Genomic DNA, 18,336 nt, shown 5'->3' on the forward strand with positions numbered 1-18,336 from the left:
TGGCCGCCTCACGTCTACGCCAAACCGGCTCTGAGCTGCAGGTCTGCCGTACACCACTCTGCCGGACGCAACTGCCGGTGGCCCATCCTCTGCTGCCGTACGTGGCTCGAACCGACAGAGGTGCCCCGGCAAAATGCCGGAGCACCTCTGCGGTCGGGTGCGTCGTCAGTCGCGCGTGGTGGAGCGGATGAAGGTGGCCCAGGCGGCGGGGGTGAAGGTGAGGACCGGCCCGGCCGGGTCCTTGCTGTCGCGTACGGCGACCACGTCGGCCAGATTGTCGGCCACCTCGATGCACTCGCCACCGTTGCCGCCGCTGCGGGTGCTTTTGCGCCATTGGGCGCCGGTCAGGTCAACCACGATGAACCTCCCCGATGATCTTATGGATCAGTTGCCTTGATTGTCCCTCGTCAAGGGCGAGCGCAGTCAGGCTCGACCAAACCTTTTCATATGCGGCGTATTCCTCTGGACGGTCGAGATACAGTGCGCCGGTCCAGGACTCGCAGTAGACGATGGGCGGCTCCGGGGTTGCTCGACTGCCGGGTGGGAAGTCCAGCAGGACGAACTCTCCGCCGACCGCGCCGTGGTGGGGGCCAGCGGCAAGTGGTACTACCCGGACTGACACGTTCGGCAGTTCGGAGGTCGCCAGTAGGTGATGCAGTTGCTCGGCCATCGCGGCGTTCGTTCCGACCGGCCGTAGGAGCACGGATTCGCAGAGGATCACCTGCGTCTCCGGCGCCTTGGGGAGTCGTCGGCTGAGCAGTGACTGGCGACGGAGACGGATCTCCACCGCCCGTTGCCGGTCCTCCTCGCTCATGTTCGGCTGGTCGACCTGGTAGACGCCGTGCGCGTAGTCCCTGCTCTGCAAAATTCCCGGCACCAACGTGTTCTTGAAGAACCGCAGGCGCGAGGCGGCGTTCTCCAGGCCGACGTAGAGCTGGAACCACTCGGGGATGGTGTCGCCGTAGGCGTGCCACCATCCTCTGGCCCTGGTTTCGCCGGCCAGGCCGATCAGCGCTTCCCGCAGTTCGGGGCGTACGCCGTACAGGTCGCAGAGGCCCTTGACGTCGACGGCGCGTACCGGGCCGATGCCGGTCTCGATCCGCCAGAGTTTCTGCCGGCTGCACTCCAACTCCTCGGCGACACCGTCGAGGGTCATCCGGGCCTCGGTGCGTAGCTGCCGCAGCACCCGGCCGAGCTGCCGGCGGGGGACCGTCGAGCCCATGTCCTCGGCCATCCGGATCACGCCCCCGTCCAATTTTGAAACATCCTGACGCCTCCTCTGCAACACTCAAATGTTGCGCAGAAAGAATTGCGGAATGCCGGTCGAATCCCGGCAGGATGGTTTCGACGCTACAAGAACGGGGCGTGGCGGTGGAATTGCGGCGCGCAGTTCCCCGCAGTTATCTGAAATGGTGTCACTCTTGATCGTTTGCAGCTCAACTGTACTTCGGTCGGCGTGTCACACCGCTCGACGACAAACGATCAAGACTCCCCCGATCACGACCGACTCGGCACCTGGCGGTCCAGAACCTGCCTGGCGGAGCCACCCCGTCCGCGCTGGTTTGGCTGTGCCGCCTCACCCGTTACAGTCGTTTCGCCATCTGCTGGGCCGTGACCTCGTAGCCGCATGTCTGGTACAGCTTGATGGCGGGCGCGTTGGCACCGAACACGTTGAGCCCGAGCCGAGCAGCACCCGCCTCCCGGGCCACCGCCTCCACGGCCGCCAGGATCGCTCTCCCGTAGCCGGATCGCCGGAAGGGCTCTTCCACTTTGAGATCGTGGAGCCAGGCGGTGTCGGTCGTCCCGCTTCGAGGCTCCTCCAGCCCGACCCACGCGAAGCCGACAACCTGGCCCGTGGCGCTCTCGGCTACCAGGAGACGTTGATGTTCCGTCGCCAGTCCCCGGGGCAGAAACCGGGCGCGATCCTGTCGAGCCTTCTCCATCGCGGCATCGGCCGGCATTGTCTTGGCAAGGGACTGGACGTACTCCAAGTCCCGTCCCGCCCTGTAGTCCTCGTACTCGTCTTGGCGCATCGCGCGCAGGGTTACCACGGGTGGATTCACCCGGACATGCTGGCAGGAACCGTTCGCGGAAGCGAAGGACTTCCACCCCACCAACCCCATTAACCCCACCAACCCCACGGTTGATCATGAAGTTGATGTCACTCTGGCCGGCGTGTCGCGACAACAACTTCATGATCGACTCGGCGGTAGGCGGGCGTGCCGGCGGGGCGCGTGGGCGGGCGGGGCGCGTGGGCGGGGCGTACAGGACCGGGGAAAGGGCGAAGCCCAGGTCATCTGACCTGGGCTTCGGTACCGAGCCGCCTGACGGAATCGAACCGTCGACCTACGCATTACGAGTGCGTCGCTCTAGCCGACTGAGCTAAGGCGGCAACGATCGTCAAGTGTACGGCACGCCCCGGCGCGGGACCCAACCGGTTGCCGTTGCACCCCTGGCGGCGCCGGCCGGCTCCTCGCCCACCGTCCGGCAGCGGGCGGCAGCGGCCCGGTCCCACCGTCCGGCAGCGGACAGCACTTTCACGTAGTGCGCACTAGGCTCCGATCGGTGACGGATGATCAGGTACGCCCGGCCACCCCGGTCGCCGTGTCGTCAGCGCGTCCCCGCAGTCTCGACCCCCGCGAACTCGGCTTCACCCCGCGCCGCCCGGTGCCGTGGCTGGCACCGTTCCTGCTGATCAGCACCGGCATCCGTACCGTGCTCGCCATGCTCTTCGGAGCATACCTGGACAAGCGGGAACTCCAGCACACCTTCGCCACGAACGTGCCGAAACAGGTCGGCCCGGACGGTGGGCTCTGGCTGGACTACGTCGCGGACCTCGGGGACGGCTTCAATGCCACCTACTCGGTGGCGTACCTGCTGGCCCAACGGGAACTGACCGCCGGCGGCCACCGGCTGCCCCGGGCGCAGACCGTGGTGATGGGCGGCGACCAGGTCTACCCGTCGGCCGGCCCGGCCGAGTACGAGGACCGCTGCAAGGGGCCGTACCAGGCGGCGCTGCCCCTGCCCCCGGCCGAGGGTCCACGCCCCACCCTCTTCGCCATTCCCGGCAACCACGACTGGTACGACGGGCTCACCGCCTTCCTGCGGCTGTTCGTCCGCTCCCGGGACGACAACCTGGGCGGCTGGCGTACCGGCCAGTCCCGGTCGTACTTCGCCACCGAACTGCCGGCCGGCTGGTGGCTCTTCGGGCTGGACAACCAGTCCGGCTCGTACATCGACGATCCGCAGCTCGCCTACTTCGAGGAGGTCGCCCGGCGGCTCGGCCCGGACTCCCGGGTCATCCTGGCCGTCCCGGAGCCGTCCTGGGTGAAAACCGTGGACCACCCGTCGGCGTACGACTCGATCGACTACTTCATCCGGAGGATCATCGCGCCCAGCGGCGCACAGGTGCGGCTGCTGCTCTCCGGGGACCTGCACCACTACGCCCGGTACGCCAACCCGGACCGGCAGATGATCACCTGCGGCGGTGGCGGTGCGTACCTCTACCCGACGCACAAGCTGCCGCCCCGGATCGAGGTGCCGCCCCGGGACACCCTGATGCGGCGGTCCAGCCCCACCGAGACGTACGACCTGGCCGGCCGCTTCCCCGACGCAACCCGCTCCCGCCGGTACGGCTGGGGGGTCTTCGGGCGCCTGCCGCTGCGCAACCCCGGCTTCTCGGCGCTGCTGGGCACGCTGCACACCCTGCTGATGCTCGCCATGGCCGGGGTGGCGTCCAACGACAACGGCACCCCGGAGCAGCGGCTGTTCAGCGTCCCACTGGTGGCGATGCTGGGGGTGACGCTGCTCGCCGCCGCGTTCTTCGCCAAGCCACCCGGCGCCAGCGGAAAACGGCACGCCCGGCACTGGATCCTCGGGGTGACGCACGGGCTGGCCCACATCGCACTGGCCGCCGCCGGCACCTGGGCCTGGCTGCACCTGCCGTTCTACCACTGGCCGTGGGCGTTGCCGGTCGCCGCTGCGGCGGTGGTCTACGGGCCGGTCATCGGCCTGCTGGCCACCCAGCTCGCGGCGACGTACCTGCTGGTGGCAGGGTCCTTCGGGGTGAACCTGAACGAGCTCTTCGCCGGCCAGGGCATCGAGGACGGCAAGGGCTTCCTGCGTCTGCGGATCGACCCGGACGGCACGCTGACGGTCTATCCGGTCGCGGTGGACCGGGTCTGCCGGCGCTGGCGGATCAACCCGGACACCGCGCCGGACGCCTCCTGGCTGCTACCCGATCAGCCACTCCCGGTACGCCTCGCCGAGCCACCCTTCACCGTCCCCTGATCCACCCGCGCCGCGCCCGCCGCCCGGATGGGTCAGCCGGGATAGCGCTGGTCGTGGGCCTGGCGGGGACCGCAGACCGAGGCCCGGCTGCACGAGCAGCGGGAGCCGTCGGCGTCCAACCGTACGGTGACCGAGTCCCGGGGCACGCTGTGCCCGACCACCCGCCCGTCACCGTCCGGGGTGGACACCCGGGACCCGAGCGGCGGGGCCGACTCGTGGAATTTCTGGTACAGCGGATGTTCATATTTCAGGCAGCACATCAGCCGGCCGCACGCCCCGGAGATGCGCAACGGGTTGAGCGGCAGGTCCTGGTCCTTGGCCATCCGGATGGTGACCGGTTCGAAATCGGTCAGGAAGGTGGCACAGCACAGATCCCGCCCACAGGAACCGATCCCGCCCTGCACCCGGGCCGAATCCCGGGCGGAAAGTTGGCGCAGCTCGACCCGGCAGTGCAGCGTGGCGCCGAGATCCCGGACCAGGGCCCGGAAATCCACCCGGTGCGGTGCGGTGAAGTAGATCGTCGTCCGGGCGCCCGTGCCTTCCTGGGCCGACTCGGCGACGTGGTCGACCGCGACCACCTTCATCGGCAACCCGTGCTCGCGGATCAGCCGCTTCGCCGCGACCTTCGCCTCCGCCTTGCGCTGCCGCAGCAGCTCGTCCTGGCGCAGGTCCTCGTCACCGGCGAGCCCGACCAGCCGGGGGAACCCGGAGGTGTCCTCGGTGACCCACTGGGCCGCCCAGACGCACTCCGCCACCAGGGGGCCGTCGTCGGTCGGGACCAGCACCCGGTCGCCGACCTGCGGGCTGAACTCCCCCGGATCCAGGTAGTAGAGGCGCCCGTACCGGTTGAAACTGACCGCGCAGAGCATGCCCATGGGCTTCACCTTACGACGCGACGGCAGCCGGACCCAGCGGTCAACGGCCGATCCGGGTGGTCAGGCCGAACCGGTTCGGCGCCGGTGCCGGCGGCCGGTAGGCGGACTCGGCCAGGCTCGGCCCCCATTCCCGCAGCAGCCGCTCCGCGCCGTCGTACGCCACCGAGAGGGTGGCCAGGATCCGGGCGCCGATCTCGGCGGCGGCCGCCCCGGCAGCCCGCCCCGCACCGTCACCCGACCCGTCGTCCCCCGTCGCGGTGACCGCGACCACCGTCACCGCCTCCGCACTGCCGAGCGCCTCGGCCAGGGTACGGGCCAGCGCGAGCCGGCTGCGGTCGATCCAGTCGGCCAGCGCGTCGGCGTACCCGGCGGTCGCCTCCAGCCGGCCGACCAGGCTCTCCGGCCCCTCGTCGAGGTGGGTGACGAGGGCGGAACGGACATCGGCGAAGGCGGACGCACCCGCCCCGGACCAGTCGCCGGGGTCGGCGAGTTGGGCACCCGCGTCGTCGTACTCCCGGATGAGCTTGCGCACCGCGTGCCCGGCGGTGGTCAACGGCTCCGGCCGCAGCTCGGTGAAGGCGCCGAACGCCTCGCCGGGTAGTGCCCGCAGCCGGCGCAGCAGCGGCCAGATCCGGTGGGCCTCCGGGGCGCCGGCCGAGGAGAGCAGGTTGTCGACCCGGCGGAGCAGGTCGGTGCCGGGCTCGGTGAGGCGGTCCAACTCGTCCATCAGCCCTCCCCGCGCTGCCGGCGTCGGACACCGTGGTCGGTGTCGGTGTAGCCGTTGGCGGCGGCCCGGACCGCCTCGGCGGCGGCGGCGATCCGTGCGGCGGCCCCGGCTGCCTCCCGCGCCCGGTTACCGGTGGCCGCACGCCACTGCGCGTGCAACGCCCGGCCCAGCTCACCGGGGCGTCCGGCCGCTTCCGTCCCGAAGGCCGCCTGCGGCGGATCGGTGGCGGTCACCGCGTAGGCCACGGCGGAGAGGGTGGTCGCCGCGTCGTCCAGCCGGGCGGCGATCCGGTGCAGGCTGTCCATTCAGGCCCCCGCCAGCGGCCGGTAGGCGCGGAACGTCTCGGTGTGCAGCTTCTCCCGGGCCCAGCGCGCGGCGTCGGCCGCTGCGGTCACCGCAGCCTGCACCGAACCGGCGACCTCCCGGCTGGACCGGCCGTGCAGCGGGCCGAGGAACCGCACGTCGACGATCGTGCCGGCGGCGGTGACCACGACCTCGACCAGGCCGTCCGGGGACCGCACCGTCACCTCCACGGTACCGACGGCCTCGTCGAACTCCGCCTGGAGCGACTCGATCCGGCGGTAGCGACGCACCGCCTCCTCGATCCAGGCCTCGTCGATCTCCCCCCGCGTCATCGCAGGCTCCTCCCGCAGGCCATTCACGTATCGTGCCGCGATCGTTGCACTGCGGCACCGGAACGTTACCGGCCCGGACAGCCTGAGGAAAACCCCTGCGACAAGATCATCATGATCAATGGAGCAGCGGGCCGCGGCGGGCGCACCGGGCCGGGCGCGGTGTGGTCAGCCGGGCGCCTCAGCCGCGCCAGAGGGCAAGCATCATCGCCTCCACGGCGATGCGGGGCTTGACGTTCGAGGCGATCGCCGTCCGGCAGGCGAGGATCGCCTCCAGGCGGCGCAGCGCCCCCTCCGCGTTCCACTTCTCCGCCGCCGCGGTCGACAACGGTGCGGCGTCGGAGTGCACCGGGTCGACCGGCGCCCGCAGCGCCGCCACCAGCGCATCCCGGTAGAACCCGGCCAGGTCCACCAGGGCCCGGTCCAACGCGTCCCGTTGCGCCCGGGTGGCCCGCGACTTCTGCCGCTTCTCCAGGTCCTTGACCTGCCCGGCGATCCCCCGCGCGGCACCCGCCGCGCCCCGGCCGGTACCGCCGGCACCCAGGGCGGTCTGCAACGCGGCCTTCTCCGCCGCATCGGTCTCCGCCACCGCTGCCGCCGCCTCGGCCTCCGCCGCCTCGATCAGCGCCGAGGCGGCGTCGAAGGCCGCGCCGACCCCGGTCAGCCGGCGCGGCACAGCCAGCACCGCGTCTCGACGCCGGCGGGCCTCCGGGTCCGCCGCCAGCAGGCGGGCCCGCCCGACGTGCCCCTGCGCGGCGGCGGCGGCCCAGGCGGCCACGTCCGGCGGTACGCCGTCCCGCCCGGCGAGCACGGCGGCCACCGCCTCGGCCGGCGGCTGCCGCAGCGACACCACCCGGCACCGGGACCGGATGGTCACCGAGATGTCGTCCGGGTGGGTGGACGGGGTGCAGAGCAGGAACACCGTCCGGGGCGGCGGTTCCTCGATCGCTTTTAGCAGGGCGTTCCCGGCCGCCTCGGTGAGCCGGTCGGCATCGGCGATGACCACGACCTGCCAGCGCCCACCGGCCGGGGTGGTCGCCGCCCGCAGCACCAGGGCCCGCATCTCGCCGACCGAGATGGAGAGCCCCTCGGGTACCACCAGCCGCACGTCGGCGTGGGTACCGGCGAGCGTGGTCCGGCAACCGGCACACTCGGCGCAGCCGGTGCCGTGTACGCACTGGAGCGCCGCCGCGAACGCCCGGGCCGCCACCGACCGGCCCGAACCGGGCGGACCGGTGAAGATCCAGGCGTGGGTCATGCCACCCGCCGTGGCGGCACCGTCGCTCGGCACCGGGTCACCACCGGCAGCGGACAGGGTGGCCAGCGCGTCGGCGGCTGCCCGGCGCAGCGTCTCGACCGCCGCCTCCTGTCCCACCAGTTCGGCGAAGACGTCGCCCATCAGGAAATCCTCACCCCCGGCACGACCGCTCCGGCGTCCCATCACCATCGAACGCCACCGTCAGCAGGACCGCCGTTCCAACTCGCCGTCGGCGAGGAGCGCCAGCTCGGCTTCGGATAACTTCGGCTGCACCGAGGTGTCCGGCCGCTTGGCCGGTTCCGGGTGCACCACACCTGCCGGGTCGCTGAGCATCCCGTCCAGCCGGGCCAGCACCGCTGTGCTGATGTCCGGGGCCGGCCGGGAGGCGTCCAGCACCAGGTAGCGCTTCGGGTCGGCGGCGGCGAGGTCGAGGAAGGCGTACCGGACCCGCTCGTGGAAGTGGATCGACTCGGCCTCGACGTGGTCGGTCCCGCCCCGTCGGGCGGCGACCCGGTCCAACCCGGTGGCCGGGTCCACGTCGAGCAGGATGACCAGGTCGGGCTTGAGCCCACCGGTGGCCCAGGAGGAGAGCCAGGAGACCTCGTCGGCGGGGAGCGTACGGCCGGCGCCCTGGTAGGCGAGCGAGGAGTCGACGTACCGGTCGCTGATCACGACGGCGCCCCGGGCCAGCGCCGGGCGGACCACCGTGGCGACGTGGTGCGCCCGGTCGGCGGCGTAGAGCAGTGCCTCGGCGCGGGGGGAGGGGACGTCGCTGCCGGGGGCACCGAGCAGCAACGCCCGGATCCGCTCGCCCACCGGGGTCGCCCCGGGCTCCCGGGTGACCACCACCTCGTGCCCCTCCCCCCGCAGCGCCTCGGCAAGCGCCGCCACCTGGGTGGACTTGCCGGCACCCTCGCCGCCCTCGAAGACCAGGAAGAGACCGGTGGAGGTGAACGGCTCGGCGGGCGAGAGCGGGCGACCCCGGACCGACCCCCACAGGTCGGCCAGGACCGGTACGCCGATCTTGTCGTCCATCTGCCGGAACGCGCTGATCCCGGCGAAGATCCCGGCGACACCGGCGGCGAGCAGCAGCAGCCGGGTCGAGGAGACGGAGATGCCCAGGTCGGCGATCCGCAGCTCACGGGAACCGCCGATACCGACGAGGAGGCTGCTCAGCGAGATGGCGAGCATCAGGACGATCCGGGTGCCGGTCTGCACCACGGCGAAGACCCGGCCCCGCACCTCGTCGGCGATCTCGCCACCGAGCAGGGTGGTACCGGCCAGGAACGCCATGCCGGCGCCCGCGCCGACCAGGACCGCGCCGAGCATCGCCATCGACAGGTGGATGGCGGCGGCGAGCACCAGTACCGAGGCGCTGGCCAGCACGATGCTCATGCCGAACCAGCGTCGCCGGGAGAGTTCCCGGACGATCATCGGACCGAGCCCGATGCCCAGCGCCAGACCGACGAAGATCGCGCCGAAGAGCAGGTAGAACGCGGCGTCACCGGCGCCGAGCGAGGCGGCGAAGAAGCGTGCCGCGCCGATCACCACACCGCCACCGGCGAAGGCGCCGAAGATCCCCAGCACCAGCCCCCGGACCAGCGGACTCTTGCCGATGAACCGCCAGCCGTCGACGAACTGCCGCAGCATCCCCTGGTCGGACCGGGTCTGCTCGGCGCTCCGACCGCTGATCTCCTTGATGCCGAAGAAGACCACCACGGCGGTGGCCAGCCGGGAGAACGAGTTGAAGTAGAGGGCGAGCGTTGCCGGCTCCACCCCGCCCGGCGTCGGACCGCTGGCCACGGCACGGACCGCCGCGTCGAGCGCGGAGAGGCTGATCGCGGCGAGGACCGGGGTGAAGCCGTAGGTGGTGATCAGCGTGAGCTGGTTGGCCATCTCCAGCCGGGTACGCGGGATCAGGTTGGGGACCGCGGCCTCCTTGGCCGGGATCCAGAGCAGGGTGATCGTCTCGATCAGGAAGGTCGCCAGCGCCGCCCAGGCGACCACCGTGCCGCCGCTCGCGCCGACGACCGCGACCAGCGGGATCGAGGCGAAGAGGGCGAACCGCAGCAGGTCGCAGATGACCATCGTGTAGCGCCGGTCGAACCGGTCGGCCAGCACCCCGGCGACCGGCCCGAGCACCAGGGCGGGCAGCAGACGGACCGCGATCACCCCGCCGAACGCGGCGCCCTTGGCGGTGCTCCCCTCGACCTGGGTGGCGGCGAAGATGGAGGTGGCGAGCAGGCCCAGCCAGTCACCGTAGGCAGCCACACCGAGCACGAGCCAGAGCCGGCGGAACGGGCGGATCCGCAGCACGGAGCGCAGCGCGGCGTACCCGTTCTGCGCCGTCGGGCCGGCCTGGGTGGCGGCCGGCGGTGGGGTGGACGCCGTACCTGGCGGGGTGGCGCCCTCCGGAGCGCTGCGGGCGTCCTGGTCCGGCGTACCGGGTCCGTCCCCGGGTGCCGTATCCCGCTGGTTGGCGTCGATGGCCGTACCTCCACGTGCCGGCCCATCGCTGGGCTCCACCGGTGACACTCTAGTCCGGGGGTTGGGATCGGCCGCCCCCGACATTCTGCTGCTGGCGAGGGTAGCCCCGGGCCCCCGCCGCAGGACAATCGGACGGATGCGAGGGGATTTCGCATTTTTCCGGGGCGGGTTAGCGTGCAGGGATGCCCACCGAACGCGACAGCCTGCGGCGACGTCTCGACACCGCGACCGCGCACCTCGACCCGCCGCTCGCGGTGGTCGACCTGCACGCCTTCACGGCCAACGCCACCGCGCTCGCGGGTCGGGCAGCGGACAAGCCGGTCCGGCTGGCCAGCAAGTCCGTCCGGTGCCGGGAGCTGATCACCCGGGCGCTGACCCAACCCGGCTGGCACGGCGTGCTGGCGTACACCCTGGCCGAGGCGAACTGGCTGGTCCGGACCGGGGCGACCCGGGACGCCGTGGTGGCGTACCCGACCGCGGACCGCAGCGCCCTGGCCGAACTGGCCGGAAACGCCGAACTGGCCGACACGGTCACTTTGATGATCGACGACCCGGCACAACTCGACCTCGTCGACGCGGTCGCCGCCCCCGGCCGGCGCCCCGAACTGCGGGTCTGCCTGGATCTCGACGCGTCGTGGCGCCTGCTGGGCGGCCGGCTGCACCTCGGGGTCCGCCGCTCCCCGGTCCACTCGGCCGACGCCACCGGCGCGTTCGCCGCCCTGGTCGCCGCCCGGCCCGGGTTCCGGCTGGTCGGGTTGATGGCGTACGAGGCGCAGATCGCCGGGCTGGCCGACACACCGCCCGGTCAGGCGCTGCGCGGCGCGGCCATCCGGGTGGTGCAGCGCCGGTCGTACGCCGAACTGCTGGCCCGGCGCGGCGCGGCGGTCGCGGCGGCACGCGAGCACGCCGACCTCGAATTCGTCAACGGCGGCGGGACCGGCAGCGTGGCGGTGACCACCGTCGACCCCGCCGTCACCGAGGTGACCGCCGGCTCGGGGCTGTACGGCCCGCGCCTGTTCGACGGGTACCGGGCGTGGCGGCCGGAGCCGGCCGCGTTCTTCGCCTGCCCGGTGGTCCGCCGGCCGGCGCCCGGGATCGCCACCGTGCTCGGCGGCGGCTGGATCGCCTCCGGTCCCGCCGGGCGCGACCGGTCGCCCACCCCCTGGCTGCCCGCCGGGCTGGCCCTGCTCGGCGCCGAGGGTGCCGGCGAGGTGCAGACCCCGCTGACCGGTCCGGCGGCGGACCGGCTCAAGGTCGGCGACCGGGTCTGGTTCCGGCACGCCAAGGCCGGCGAACTCTGCGAACACGTCAACGAGGTGCACCTGCTCGACGGCGACGCGCTGGCCGGGGCGGCACCCACCTACCGGGGTGAGGGGATGTCCTTCCTCGGCTGACCAGCTCGGCGGGGCGTGGCCGTGGTGGCCGTGCGCGACGGTACGACGCCAACAGGCCCGACGGTGCCGTCGGGCCTGGGATGAGGCGCGTCAGGGACCGGATCGGGTGGCGGGGGCGGTGAACCGTCGGCCCGGCAACGCAGGGCAGGGGACCGCCGGGACGTCCCGGCGATGCCCCGCCGTCACTCCGCGGTGGCGCTGGTGTCCACCTGGCGGTGCAGGTACTCCCGGATCAGCGCCTTGGCCTCGGCGAGCACCTGCTCGTCACCGTCCGGCTGACGCCGGAAGGCCAACTTGATCAGGGCGTCGGCCGCCTCGACCGCGATCTCCAGCGTGAAGCGCAGCCGGGGCGTGTCGGCGATGCCGAACCGGTCGACCAGCACCCGGGCCAACTGCTCGGCGATGACCCCGTTGTTGTCCCGGTCCTCGGCGAGCAGGTGCAGGTCGACGACGTCACCGAAGTGCAGGGTACGGAAGCCCGGCACGGTCCGGTGCATGGTGATGTACTCGTCGATGCCCGCATCGACACCGTCCCACCAGTGCGTGAGGTCGTCCTGGGCGAAGCGCTCGTTGAGTCGTTGCAGGTAGGCCTCCATCGTGCGCAGCGTCAGCGCCTGCACGATGGCCCGTTTGTCGGGGAAGAACTGGTAGACCGATCCGATCGCGACCTCGGCCCGCTCGGCGAGCAGGGTCGTCGTTAGTCCCTCGTAACCCACCTCGTCGACAAGTTCGGCGCAGGCGTCCAACATGCGTTGGACCCGCGCGACGCTTCGACCCTGCACCGGTACCCGGCGCAACGGCCCGGTCGTGGCGGTAGATGTGGACACTCGTCGCCACCCCCTTCGACGGATGAACATATCTGTACGCCGCGAAACCGCGACGCTACCCGGCTTAACGAACCAACCGTCGATGCGGTGTTTACCAGCGACAACGTTCCTGATATGAAGACTGCTCACGTTGAAATCGAGGAGCGCCCATGCCCCGTTCTGACCTGGCTGTCCGTTCCGGCTGGTCCAACTGGGCCGGTAACCAGCGTGCCACCGCCCGGTCCGTGTACCGCCCCACCGACGTCGCAGACGTGGTCGAGACGGTACGCACCGCCGTGGCGCAGGGACAACGGATCAGAGCAGTCGGCAGCGGGCACTCCTTCACCGACATCGCCCGCACCGACCAGTGCCGGATGGAACTGGACGCGCTGGGCGGTGACATCCGGATCGACCGGGAACAGCGGTTGGTCACCGTACCGGCCGGGATGACCCTACGCGCCCTCAACGCACTGCTCGCCGCCGAGGGACTCGCCCTGCCCAACCTCGGTGACATCGACGCGCAGACCATCAGCGGGGCGATCTCCACCGGTACCCACGGCACCGGCGCCGCACTGGGCGGGCTGGCCACCTTCGTCGAGGCGTTGACCCTGGTCACCGGCACCGGCGAGACCCTGGTCTGCGCCGCCGACCGGGATCCGGACCTGCTCGCCGCCGCCCGGGTGTCGCTCGGCGCGCTCGGCGTCATCGTCGACGTCACCCTGCGCTGCGTGGACGCCTTCGTGCTCCGTGCCGACGAGCGGCCGGCCCGGCTGGAGACGGTGCTCGCCGGGCTGCCCGAGCTGATCACCGGGCACGACCACGTCGAGTTCTACTGGTTCCCGTACACCGACCGGGTGCAGGTCAAGACCAACGACCGGGTGGCCGCCGACGACCGGCCGCTGCCGGCCTGGCGGCGCCGGCGCGACGACGAGTTCCTGTCGAACACCGTCTTCGCCGGGGCCTGCCGGCTCGGCCGGGCGGTGCCGTCGCTCGCCCCGACGATCAGCGCGGTCTCCGCCCGGGCGCTCACCGCCCGCACCTACACCGGCCCGTCCCACACGGTCTTCTGCACCCCGCGCCGGGTCCGCTTCACGGAGATGGAGTACTCCCTGCCGCGCGCCGCCCTCGGCGAGGCGCTCACCGCCCTGCGCCGGATCGTCGACGGGCTGCCCGACCGGATCCTCTTCCCCGTCGAGGTGCGCTTCACCGCCGCCGACGACATCTGGCTCTCCCACTCGCACGGGCGCGAGTCGGCATACCTCGCCATCCACCAGTTCGTCGGCGCGCCGTACCAGCCGTACTTCACCGCCTTCGAGCAGGTGGCCCGGGAACTGGGCGGCCGGCCGCACTGGGGGAAGCTGCACTGGCGGGACGCGGCGTCGCTCGCGCCGGTGTACCCCCGGTTCGCCGACTTCCTGGCCGTCCGTGACCGGCTCGACCCGCACCGGGTCTTCGCCAACGACTACCTGGACCGGGTACTCGGCGCCTGACGCACCCGGGCGCGCCCGGGTGCGTCAGGCGCCACCGGTAGATCTTGGTGACGATTGGCCCCTCCCGGGGCCATTTGCCACCAAGATCCACCGGTTGTCCACAGGTATCCGGCACGGGACAGCAGCGCCGGCACGCGATGACGACACTCGACCGGCATGAGGCGTCGTACCCCACCCTCCCGGCATCCCCGTCGCCACCGCACGCCCGCCACCCTCGGCCGCCCGCTGCCCCGCGATGGCGCTGACGAGTTGACCTGGTTGCTCTTCCACCAGGACCAGGTGATCAGCCTGGCCCAGGCGTTGCGGCACATGTCCCGTCGGGCCATCCGGCACCGGGTGGCCACCGACCGGTGGCGTCAGGTCCACCGCGCGGTCTTCGTCACCCACAACGGCCCGGTCGGCCCCGACCAACTCCGCTGGATCGCGGTACTCGCCGCCGGACCGTCGGCGGTGCTGGCCGGCCTGACCGCAGCCCGGGAGTGGGGACTGCGCCGGTACGACAGCAGCGCCGTCCACCTGCTGCTGCCGGCCGCGCGGCGGGCCGACCGGCTACCGCCCTTCGTCATCGTGCACCGGACCACGTCGCTGCCGGAGGAGGATGTGCTGCCGGTCGGGCTGCCGTCCCGGACCATGCCGGCCCGGTCGATCATCGATGCGGCCCAGTGGGCACGGACCGACGAGGAGTCGCGGGCGGTCATCGCGGCCGGCTTCCAGCAACGCCTCGTCGGCGGTGACGACATTCACCGGGTACTCGACCGGATGCCCCGGGCCCGGCGCCGCAGACTGATCATGCAGACCGCCTCCGACGCGGCGGGCGGGGCCCACTCGCTGGCCGAACTGGACTTCCTCACCCTGGTCCGCCGCGCCGGCCTGCCCGAGCCGTCCCGCCAGCAGATCCGCCGGGATCCCACGGGGCGCCGCCGTTACCTGGACGTCTACTTCGACCGGTGGCGGGTACACGTCGAGATCGACGGCGGGCAGCACCTCGACCCGCGTACCGCCTGGGCCGACATGCAACGCCAGAACGAACTCTGGATCGCCGGTGACCGGGTACTCCGCTTCCCCGCCTGGGCGGTACGGCACCAGCCCGGGTCGGTGATCCGGCAGCTCCGGTCCGCGCTCCGGGCCGCCGGCTGGCCCGGCTGACCGGTGCCTTCTGCGATCTTGGTGGCAAAAGACCCCGGGAAGGGCCGTTTGCCACCAAGATCCACGCGGTTACTCGTCGGTGGCGGTACCCGCCGCCGCCTTCCGCGGCGCAGCCTTCTTGGCCGGGGTGGCCTTCTTGGCGGCCGGGGTCTTCGCGGTGGTCGTCTTCTTCGCCGCCGTCGCCTTGGTCCCCGTCGCCTTGGCCGCGGTCGTCTTCTTCGCCGGTGCCGCCTTCTTGGTCGCCTTCTTCTTCGGCGCCGGCCCCTTCGCCCGCTTCTCGGCGAGCATCTCGGAGGCCTCCTCGATGGTCAGCGCCTCCGGGCTCTGGCCACGCCGCAGTGACGCATTCGTCTCCCCGTCGGTGACGTACGGCCCGAACCGACCGTCCTTGATCACCAGCGGCTTCTCGGTCAGCGGGTCGACGCCCATCTCCCGCAGCGGCGGAGCCGCCGCCCGACGCTGGCGGGTCTTCGGCGCGGCCAGCAGGGCCAGCGCCTCGTCCAGCGTGACGGTGAACATCTTGTCCTCGGAGTCCAGCGACCGGAACTCCTCACCGCGCTTGACGTACGGGCCGTACCGGCCGTTGTTGGCGAACACCTCGACGCCGTCGGAGTCCACCCCGACCAGACGGGGCAGGCTGAGCAGCTTCAGCGCCTCGCCCAGGGTCAACTCGTCCGGTGACTGGGAACGCAGCAGCGACGACTTGCGCTCGCCACTGGCCACGTACGGGCCGTAGCGGCCGGACTTGAGCAGGATCGGCTCGCCGGTGGCCGGATCGTCACCGAGCTTGCGTTCGCCCCCGCCACCGAGGAAGAGCTCGTGCACCTTCTCCGGGGTCAGCTCGTCCGGTGCCAGCCCCTCCGGGATCGGCGCCCGGTCCCCGGCCGGACCGCCCTCCTCACCCTCGGCCACCAGAGCCGGCTCCGCGCCCAGCACGCTGCGTTGCAGGTACGGCCCGTACTTGCCGACCCGCACCACGACCTCGCGGCCCTCGTCGTCGGTGAAGAGCGGGATCGAGTTGACGCTGCGCGCGTCGATCTCGCTGAGGTTCTCGGTGACCAGTTTCTTCAGCCCGCCGGAGCGGGCGATGTCCTGGTCACCGGCGCCGTTGGTGGTGCCGAAGTAGAACGCGGTCAGGAAGTCGACCGCCGCGTGGTCACCACCGGCGATCTCGTCCAGCTCGTTCTCCATGCTGGCGGTGAAGTTGTAGTCGACCAGTCGCGGGTAGTGCCGCTCCATCAGGCCGATCACCGCGAACGCCAGGAACGTCGGGATCATCGCCTGGCCGCGCTTGGCCACGTACCCCCGGTCCTGGATGGTCTGCATGATCGACGCGTACGTCGACGGGCGGCCGATGCCCAGTTCCTCCAGCGCCTTGACCAGAGACGCCTCGGTGTAACGCGACGGCGGCTGGGTGTGGTGCCCCTGCGCGGCCAGCTCGTTGGCGGTCAGCGGCTGCCCCTTGGTCAGGTTGGGCAGGCGCCGCTCGGCATCCTCGGCCTCGGCGTTCTCGTCATCGGAGGACTCGACGTACGCCCGCAGGAAACCCGGGTCGGTGATCGTCTTGCCGGTGGCCCCGAAGTCGGCCTCCTCACCGGCGCTGGAGACCGCCCGGATCCGCACCGAGACGCTGGAGCCGACCGCATCGGTCATCTGCGAGGCGATGGTCCGCCGCCAGATCAGCTCGTAGAGCCTGAGTTCCTCACCGGACAGCTCCTTGGCCACGTCACCCGGGGTGCGGAAGTTGTCCCCCGCCGGGCGGATCGCCTCGTGCGCCTCCTGGGCGTTCTTCACCTTGCCGGTGTAGCGCCGCGGCTCCGGCGGGACGCTGCGCTCGCCGTACAGCTCGACGATCTGCCGACGGGCGGCGGCGATGGCCGTCTCGGAGAGGTTCACCGAGTCGGTACGCATGTAGGTGATATAGCCGTTCTCGTACAGCCGCTGCGCGGTACGCATCGTCTGCTGCGAGGAGAACCTCAGCTTGCGGGCCGCCTCCTGCTGGAGGGTGGAGGTGATGAACGGCGCGTACGGCCGGCGCCGGTAGGGCTTCTCCTCGACCCGGGTGACGCTGAACGGCTGCCCCTGAAGCCGGGCGGCCAGCCCCCGGGCTCCGTCACCGTCCAGGTGCACCACGCCGGCACCCGGCTTGACCCGGCCGGTGGTCGGCTCGAAGTCCTTGCCGGTGGCGATCCGGTCCCCGCCGAGCGCCACCAGGGTGGCGTGGAAGGTACGCGGCCCGTCGCCCGGGTTCTGCACGGCCAGGGTGGCCAGGATGTCCCAGTACTCGGCGGTGCGGAAGGCCATCCGCTGCCGTTCCCGCTCCACCACGATCCGGGTGGCCACCGACTGCACCCGGCCCGCCGAGAGCTTCGGCATGACCTTCTTCCACAGCACCGGCGAGACCTCGTAGCCGTAGAGCCGGTCCAGGATCCGCCGGGCCTCCTGGGCGTCGACCAGGTCGCGGTCGATCTCACGCGGGTTGGCCACCGCCGCCTGGATGGCCGGCTTGGTGATCTCGTGGAAGACCATCCGCCTGACCGGCACCTTGGGCTTCAGGGTCTCCACCAGGTGCCAGGCGATCGCCTCGCCCTCGCGGTCCTCGTCGGTGGCGAGGAAGATCTCGTCGACCTCCTTGGCCAGCTTGGTCAACTTGGAGATCTGCTGCCTCCGGTCGGCGGAGACCACGTAGAGGGCGGCGAAGCCGTTGTCCACGTCGACGCCGAGCCTGGCCCACGGTTCCTTCTTGTACTTGGCGGGCACGTCGGCCGCGTTGCGGGGCAGGTCACGGACGTGACCGAAGCTGGCCTCGACGACGTACCCCGGGCCGAGATAGCCCGAGATCGTCTTGGCCTTCGCCGGTGACTCGACGATGACCAGACGGGTGCTCCTGGCGTTACTCGGCACGTCTCTCCCCGACTTCGAACGGTTGCTCCTGGCCCGGTGTTTGGCGGGGCCGTGGTCGTCATCGACCCGGTCCACCGTCCGGCGCTGCGATGTCCAACGTAACGCGCCGCCCGCGTCACGGGTTCCGCGGGCGGCAAACCACGCGCCGTAGCGGCGGTACGCCCGGGTTGTCCACCCGTCGCGCTCGGCGACCTTGCCGGACGGCGACACCGTACACCGGAGAACGGTACTCACGCGGGATACTGCGCGGATCGATGCCCGTCAGGAGGATGTCACCCGCCCCATTTCCTGTCCAAACCGGCAGCCGGCTGTCCCGGATCGGACAGG

Annotated in this window: 15 protein-coding genes and 1 tRNA gene; 4 read left to right on the forward strand and 12 right to left on the reverse strand. The window is 71.6% G+C overall.

From position 1 onward, the window contains the following. Positions 1–165: 165 nt before the first annotated feature. From V6U90_RS04080 to V6U90_RS04095, 4 genes are all read right to left on the reverse strand, one after another. Complete coding sequence (locus tag V6U90_RS04080) at positions 166–357, reverse strand: DUF397 domain-containing protein (protein WP_334431194.1); 192 nt, start codon at positions 355–357, stop codon at positions 166–168. Continuing rightward, positions 350–1,234: a helix-turn-helix domain-containing protein gene (locus V6U90_RS04085; RefSeq protein ID WP_334431195.1), complete on the reverse strand. Its 885-nt coding sequence runs from the start codon at positions 1,232–1,234 to the stop codon at positions 350–352. The genes V6U90_RS04080 and V6U90_RS04085 overlap by 8 nt, the downstream gene beginning before the upstream one ends. A 349-nt stretch (positions 1,235–1,583) precedes the next feature. Next, positions 1,584–2,063: a GNAT family N-acetyltransferase gene (locus tag V6U90_RS04090; RefSeq protein WP_334431196.1), complete on the reverse strand. Its 480-nt coding sequence runs from the start codon at positions 2,061–2,063 to the stop codon at positions 1,584–1,586. Positions 2,064–2,318: 255 nt separating this feature from the next. Then, positions 2,319–2,392, reverse strand: a tRNA-Thr gene (locus V6U90_RS04095). A 173-nt stretch (positions 2,393–2,565) separates the two neighbouring features. Here V6U90_RS04095 and V6U90_RS04100 point away from each other — a divergent pair. Next, on the forward strand, positions 2,566–4,290 hold the full coding sequence (locus tag V6U90_RS04100) for a metallophosphoesterase family protein (protein WP_334431197.1): 1,725 nt from the start codon (positions 2,566–2,568) through the stop codon (positions 4,288–4,290). A gap of 32 nt (positions 4,291–4,322) precedes the next feature. Here the strand turns inward: V6U90_RS04100 and V6U90_RS04105 are convergent, their stop codons facing one another. The 6 genes from V6U90_RS04105 to tmk form a co-directional block, all read right to left on the reverse strand. Next, positions 4,323–5,165 carry a PSP1 domain-containing protein gene (locus V6U90_RS04105; protein WP_334431198.1) on the reverse strand — a complete coding sequence of 281 codons (843 nt, stop codon included), beginning with the start codon at positions 5,163–5,165 and terminating at the stop codon, positions 4,323–4,325. Between the two features lie 40 nt (positions 5,166–5,205). After that, positions 5,206–5,892: a hypothetical protein gene (locus V6U90_RS04110; protein ID WP_334431199.1), complete on the reverse strand. Its 687-nt coding sequence runs from the start codon at positions 5,890–5,892 to the stop codon at positions 5,206–5,208. Then, positions 5,892–6,197: a hypothetical protein gene (locus tag V6U90_RS04115; RefSeq protein WP_334431200.1), complete on the reverse strand. Its 306-nt coding sequence runs from the start codon at positions 6,195–6,197 to the stop codon at positions 5,892–5,894. Before V6U90_RS04115 ends, V6U90_RS04110 begins: the two co-directional genes overlap by 1 nt. Then, positions 6,198–6,527 carry a YbaB/EbfC family nucleoid-associated protein gene (locus tag V6U90_RS04120; protein WP_334431201.1) on the reverse strand — a complete coding sequence of 110 codons (330 nt, stop codon included), beginning with the start codon at positions 6,525–6,527 and terminating at the stop codon, positions 6,198–6,200. Positions 6,528–6,705: 178 nt separating this feature from the next. After that, positions 6,706–7,923: a DNA polymerase III subunit delta' gene (locus V6U90_RS04125; protein WP_334431202.1), complete on the reverse strand. Its 1,218-nt coding sequence runs from the start codon at positions 7,921–7,923 to the stop codon at positions 6,706–6,708. 60 nt (positions 7,924–7,983) lie between these two features. Continuing rightward, a complete protein-coding gene (gene tmk / locus V6U90_RS04130) occupies positions 7,984–10,062 on the reverse strand; it encodes a dTMP kinase (protein ID WP_442933525.1) in 2,079 nt (692 codons plus the stop codon). A gap of 389 nt (positions 10,063–10,451) precedes the next feature. Here tmk and V6U90_RS04135 point away from each other — a divergent pair, with 389 nt between their 5' ends. Next, on the forward strand, positions 10,452–11,663 hold the full coding sequence (locus V6U90_RS04135) for an amino acid deaminase/aldolase (RefSeq protein WP_334431203.1): 1,212 nt from the start codon (positions 10,452–10,454) through the stop codon (positions 11,661–11,663). A gap of 182 nt (positions 11,664–11,845) precedes the next feature. Here V6U90_RS04135 and V6U90_RS04140 read toward each other — a convergent pair whose 3' ends face one another. Further along, a complete protein-coding gene (locus V6U90_RS04140; protein ID WP_334431204.1) occupies positions 11,846–12,490 on the reverse strand; it encodes a TetR/AcrR family transcriptional regulator in 645 nt (214 codons plus the stop codon). Positions 12,491–12,639: 149 nt separating this feature from the next. Between V6U90_RS04140 and V6U90_RS04145 the strand changes: the two genes are divergently transcribed. Both V6U90_RS04145 and V6U90_RS04150 read left to right on the forward strand, forming a co-directional pair. Beyond that, a complete protein-coding gene (locus V6U90_RS04145) occupies positions 12,640–13,959 on the forward strand; it encodes a D-arabinono-1,4-lactone oxidase (protein ID WP_334431205.1) in 1,320 nt (439 codons plus the stop codon). A 156-nt stretch (positions 13,960–14,115) separates the two neighbouring features. After that, positions 14,116–15,105: a DUF559 domain-containing protein gene (locus V6U90_RS04150; RefSeq protein ID WP_334431206.1), complete on the forward strand. Its 990-nt coding sequence runs from the start codon at positions 14,116–14,118 to the stop codon at positions 15,103–15,105. 69 nt (positions 15,106–15,174) lie between these two features. On the opposite strand, the gene topA is transcribed toward V6U90_RS04150, so the two are convergent. Beyond that, on the reverse strand, positions 15,175–18,009 hold the full coding sequence (gene topA / locus V6U90_RS04155; protein ID WP_334431207.1) for a type I DNA topoisomerase: 2,835 nt from the start codon (positions 18,007–18,009) through the stop codon (positions 15,175–15,177). Positions 18,010–18,336 lie beyond the last annotated feature (327 nt).

The sequence above is a fragment of the Micromonospora sp. CPCC 206060 genome (assembly GCF_036906895.1).
Lineage (GTDB): Bacteria > Actinomycetota > Actinomycetes > Mycobacteriales > Micromonosporaceae > Micromonospora.

Excerpts from the sequence above, each read along its gene's own strand:
- V6U90_RS04135 (WP_334431203.1), top strand. The coding sequence starts at position 10,452 with ATGCCCACCGAACGCGACAGCCTGCGGCGACGTCTCGACACCGCGACC.
- V6U90_RS04150 (WP_334431206.1), top strand. The coding sequence starts at position 14,116 with ATGAGGCGTCGTACCCCACCCTCCCGGCATCCCCGTCGCCACCGCACG.
- V6U90_RS04115 (WP_334431200.1), bottom strand. The coding sequence starts at position 6,197 with ATGGACAGCCTGCACCGGATCGCCGCCCGGCTGGACGACGCGGCGACC.
- V6U90_RS04085 (WP_334431195.1), bottom strand. The coding sequence starts at position 1,234 with ATGGCCGAGGACATGGGCTCGACGGTCCCCCGCCGGCAGCTCGGCCGG.
- V6U90_RS04145 (WP_334431205.1), top strand. The coding sequence starts at position 12,640 with ATGCCCCGTTCTGACCTGGCTGTCCGTTCCGGCTGGTCCAACTGGGCC.
- V6U90_RS04110 (WP_334431199.1), bottom strand. The coding sequence starts at position 5,892 with ATGGACGAGTTGGACCGCCTCACCGAGCCCGGCACCGACCTGCTCCGC.
- V6U90_RS04120 (WP_334431201.1), bottom strand. The coding sequence starts at position 6,527 with ATGACGCGGGGGGAGATCGACGAGGCCTGGATCGAGGAGGCGGTGCGT.
- V6U90_RS04125 (WP_334431202.1), bottom strand. The coding sequence starts at position 7,923 with ATGGGCGACGTCTTCGCCGAACTGGTGGGACAGGAGGCGGCGGTCGAG.
- V6U90_RS04105 (WP_334431198.1), bottom strand. The coding sequence starts at position 5,165 with ATGGGCATGCTCTGCGCGGTCAGTTTCAACCGGTACGGGCGCCTCTAC.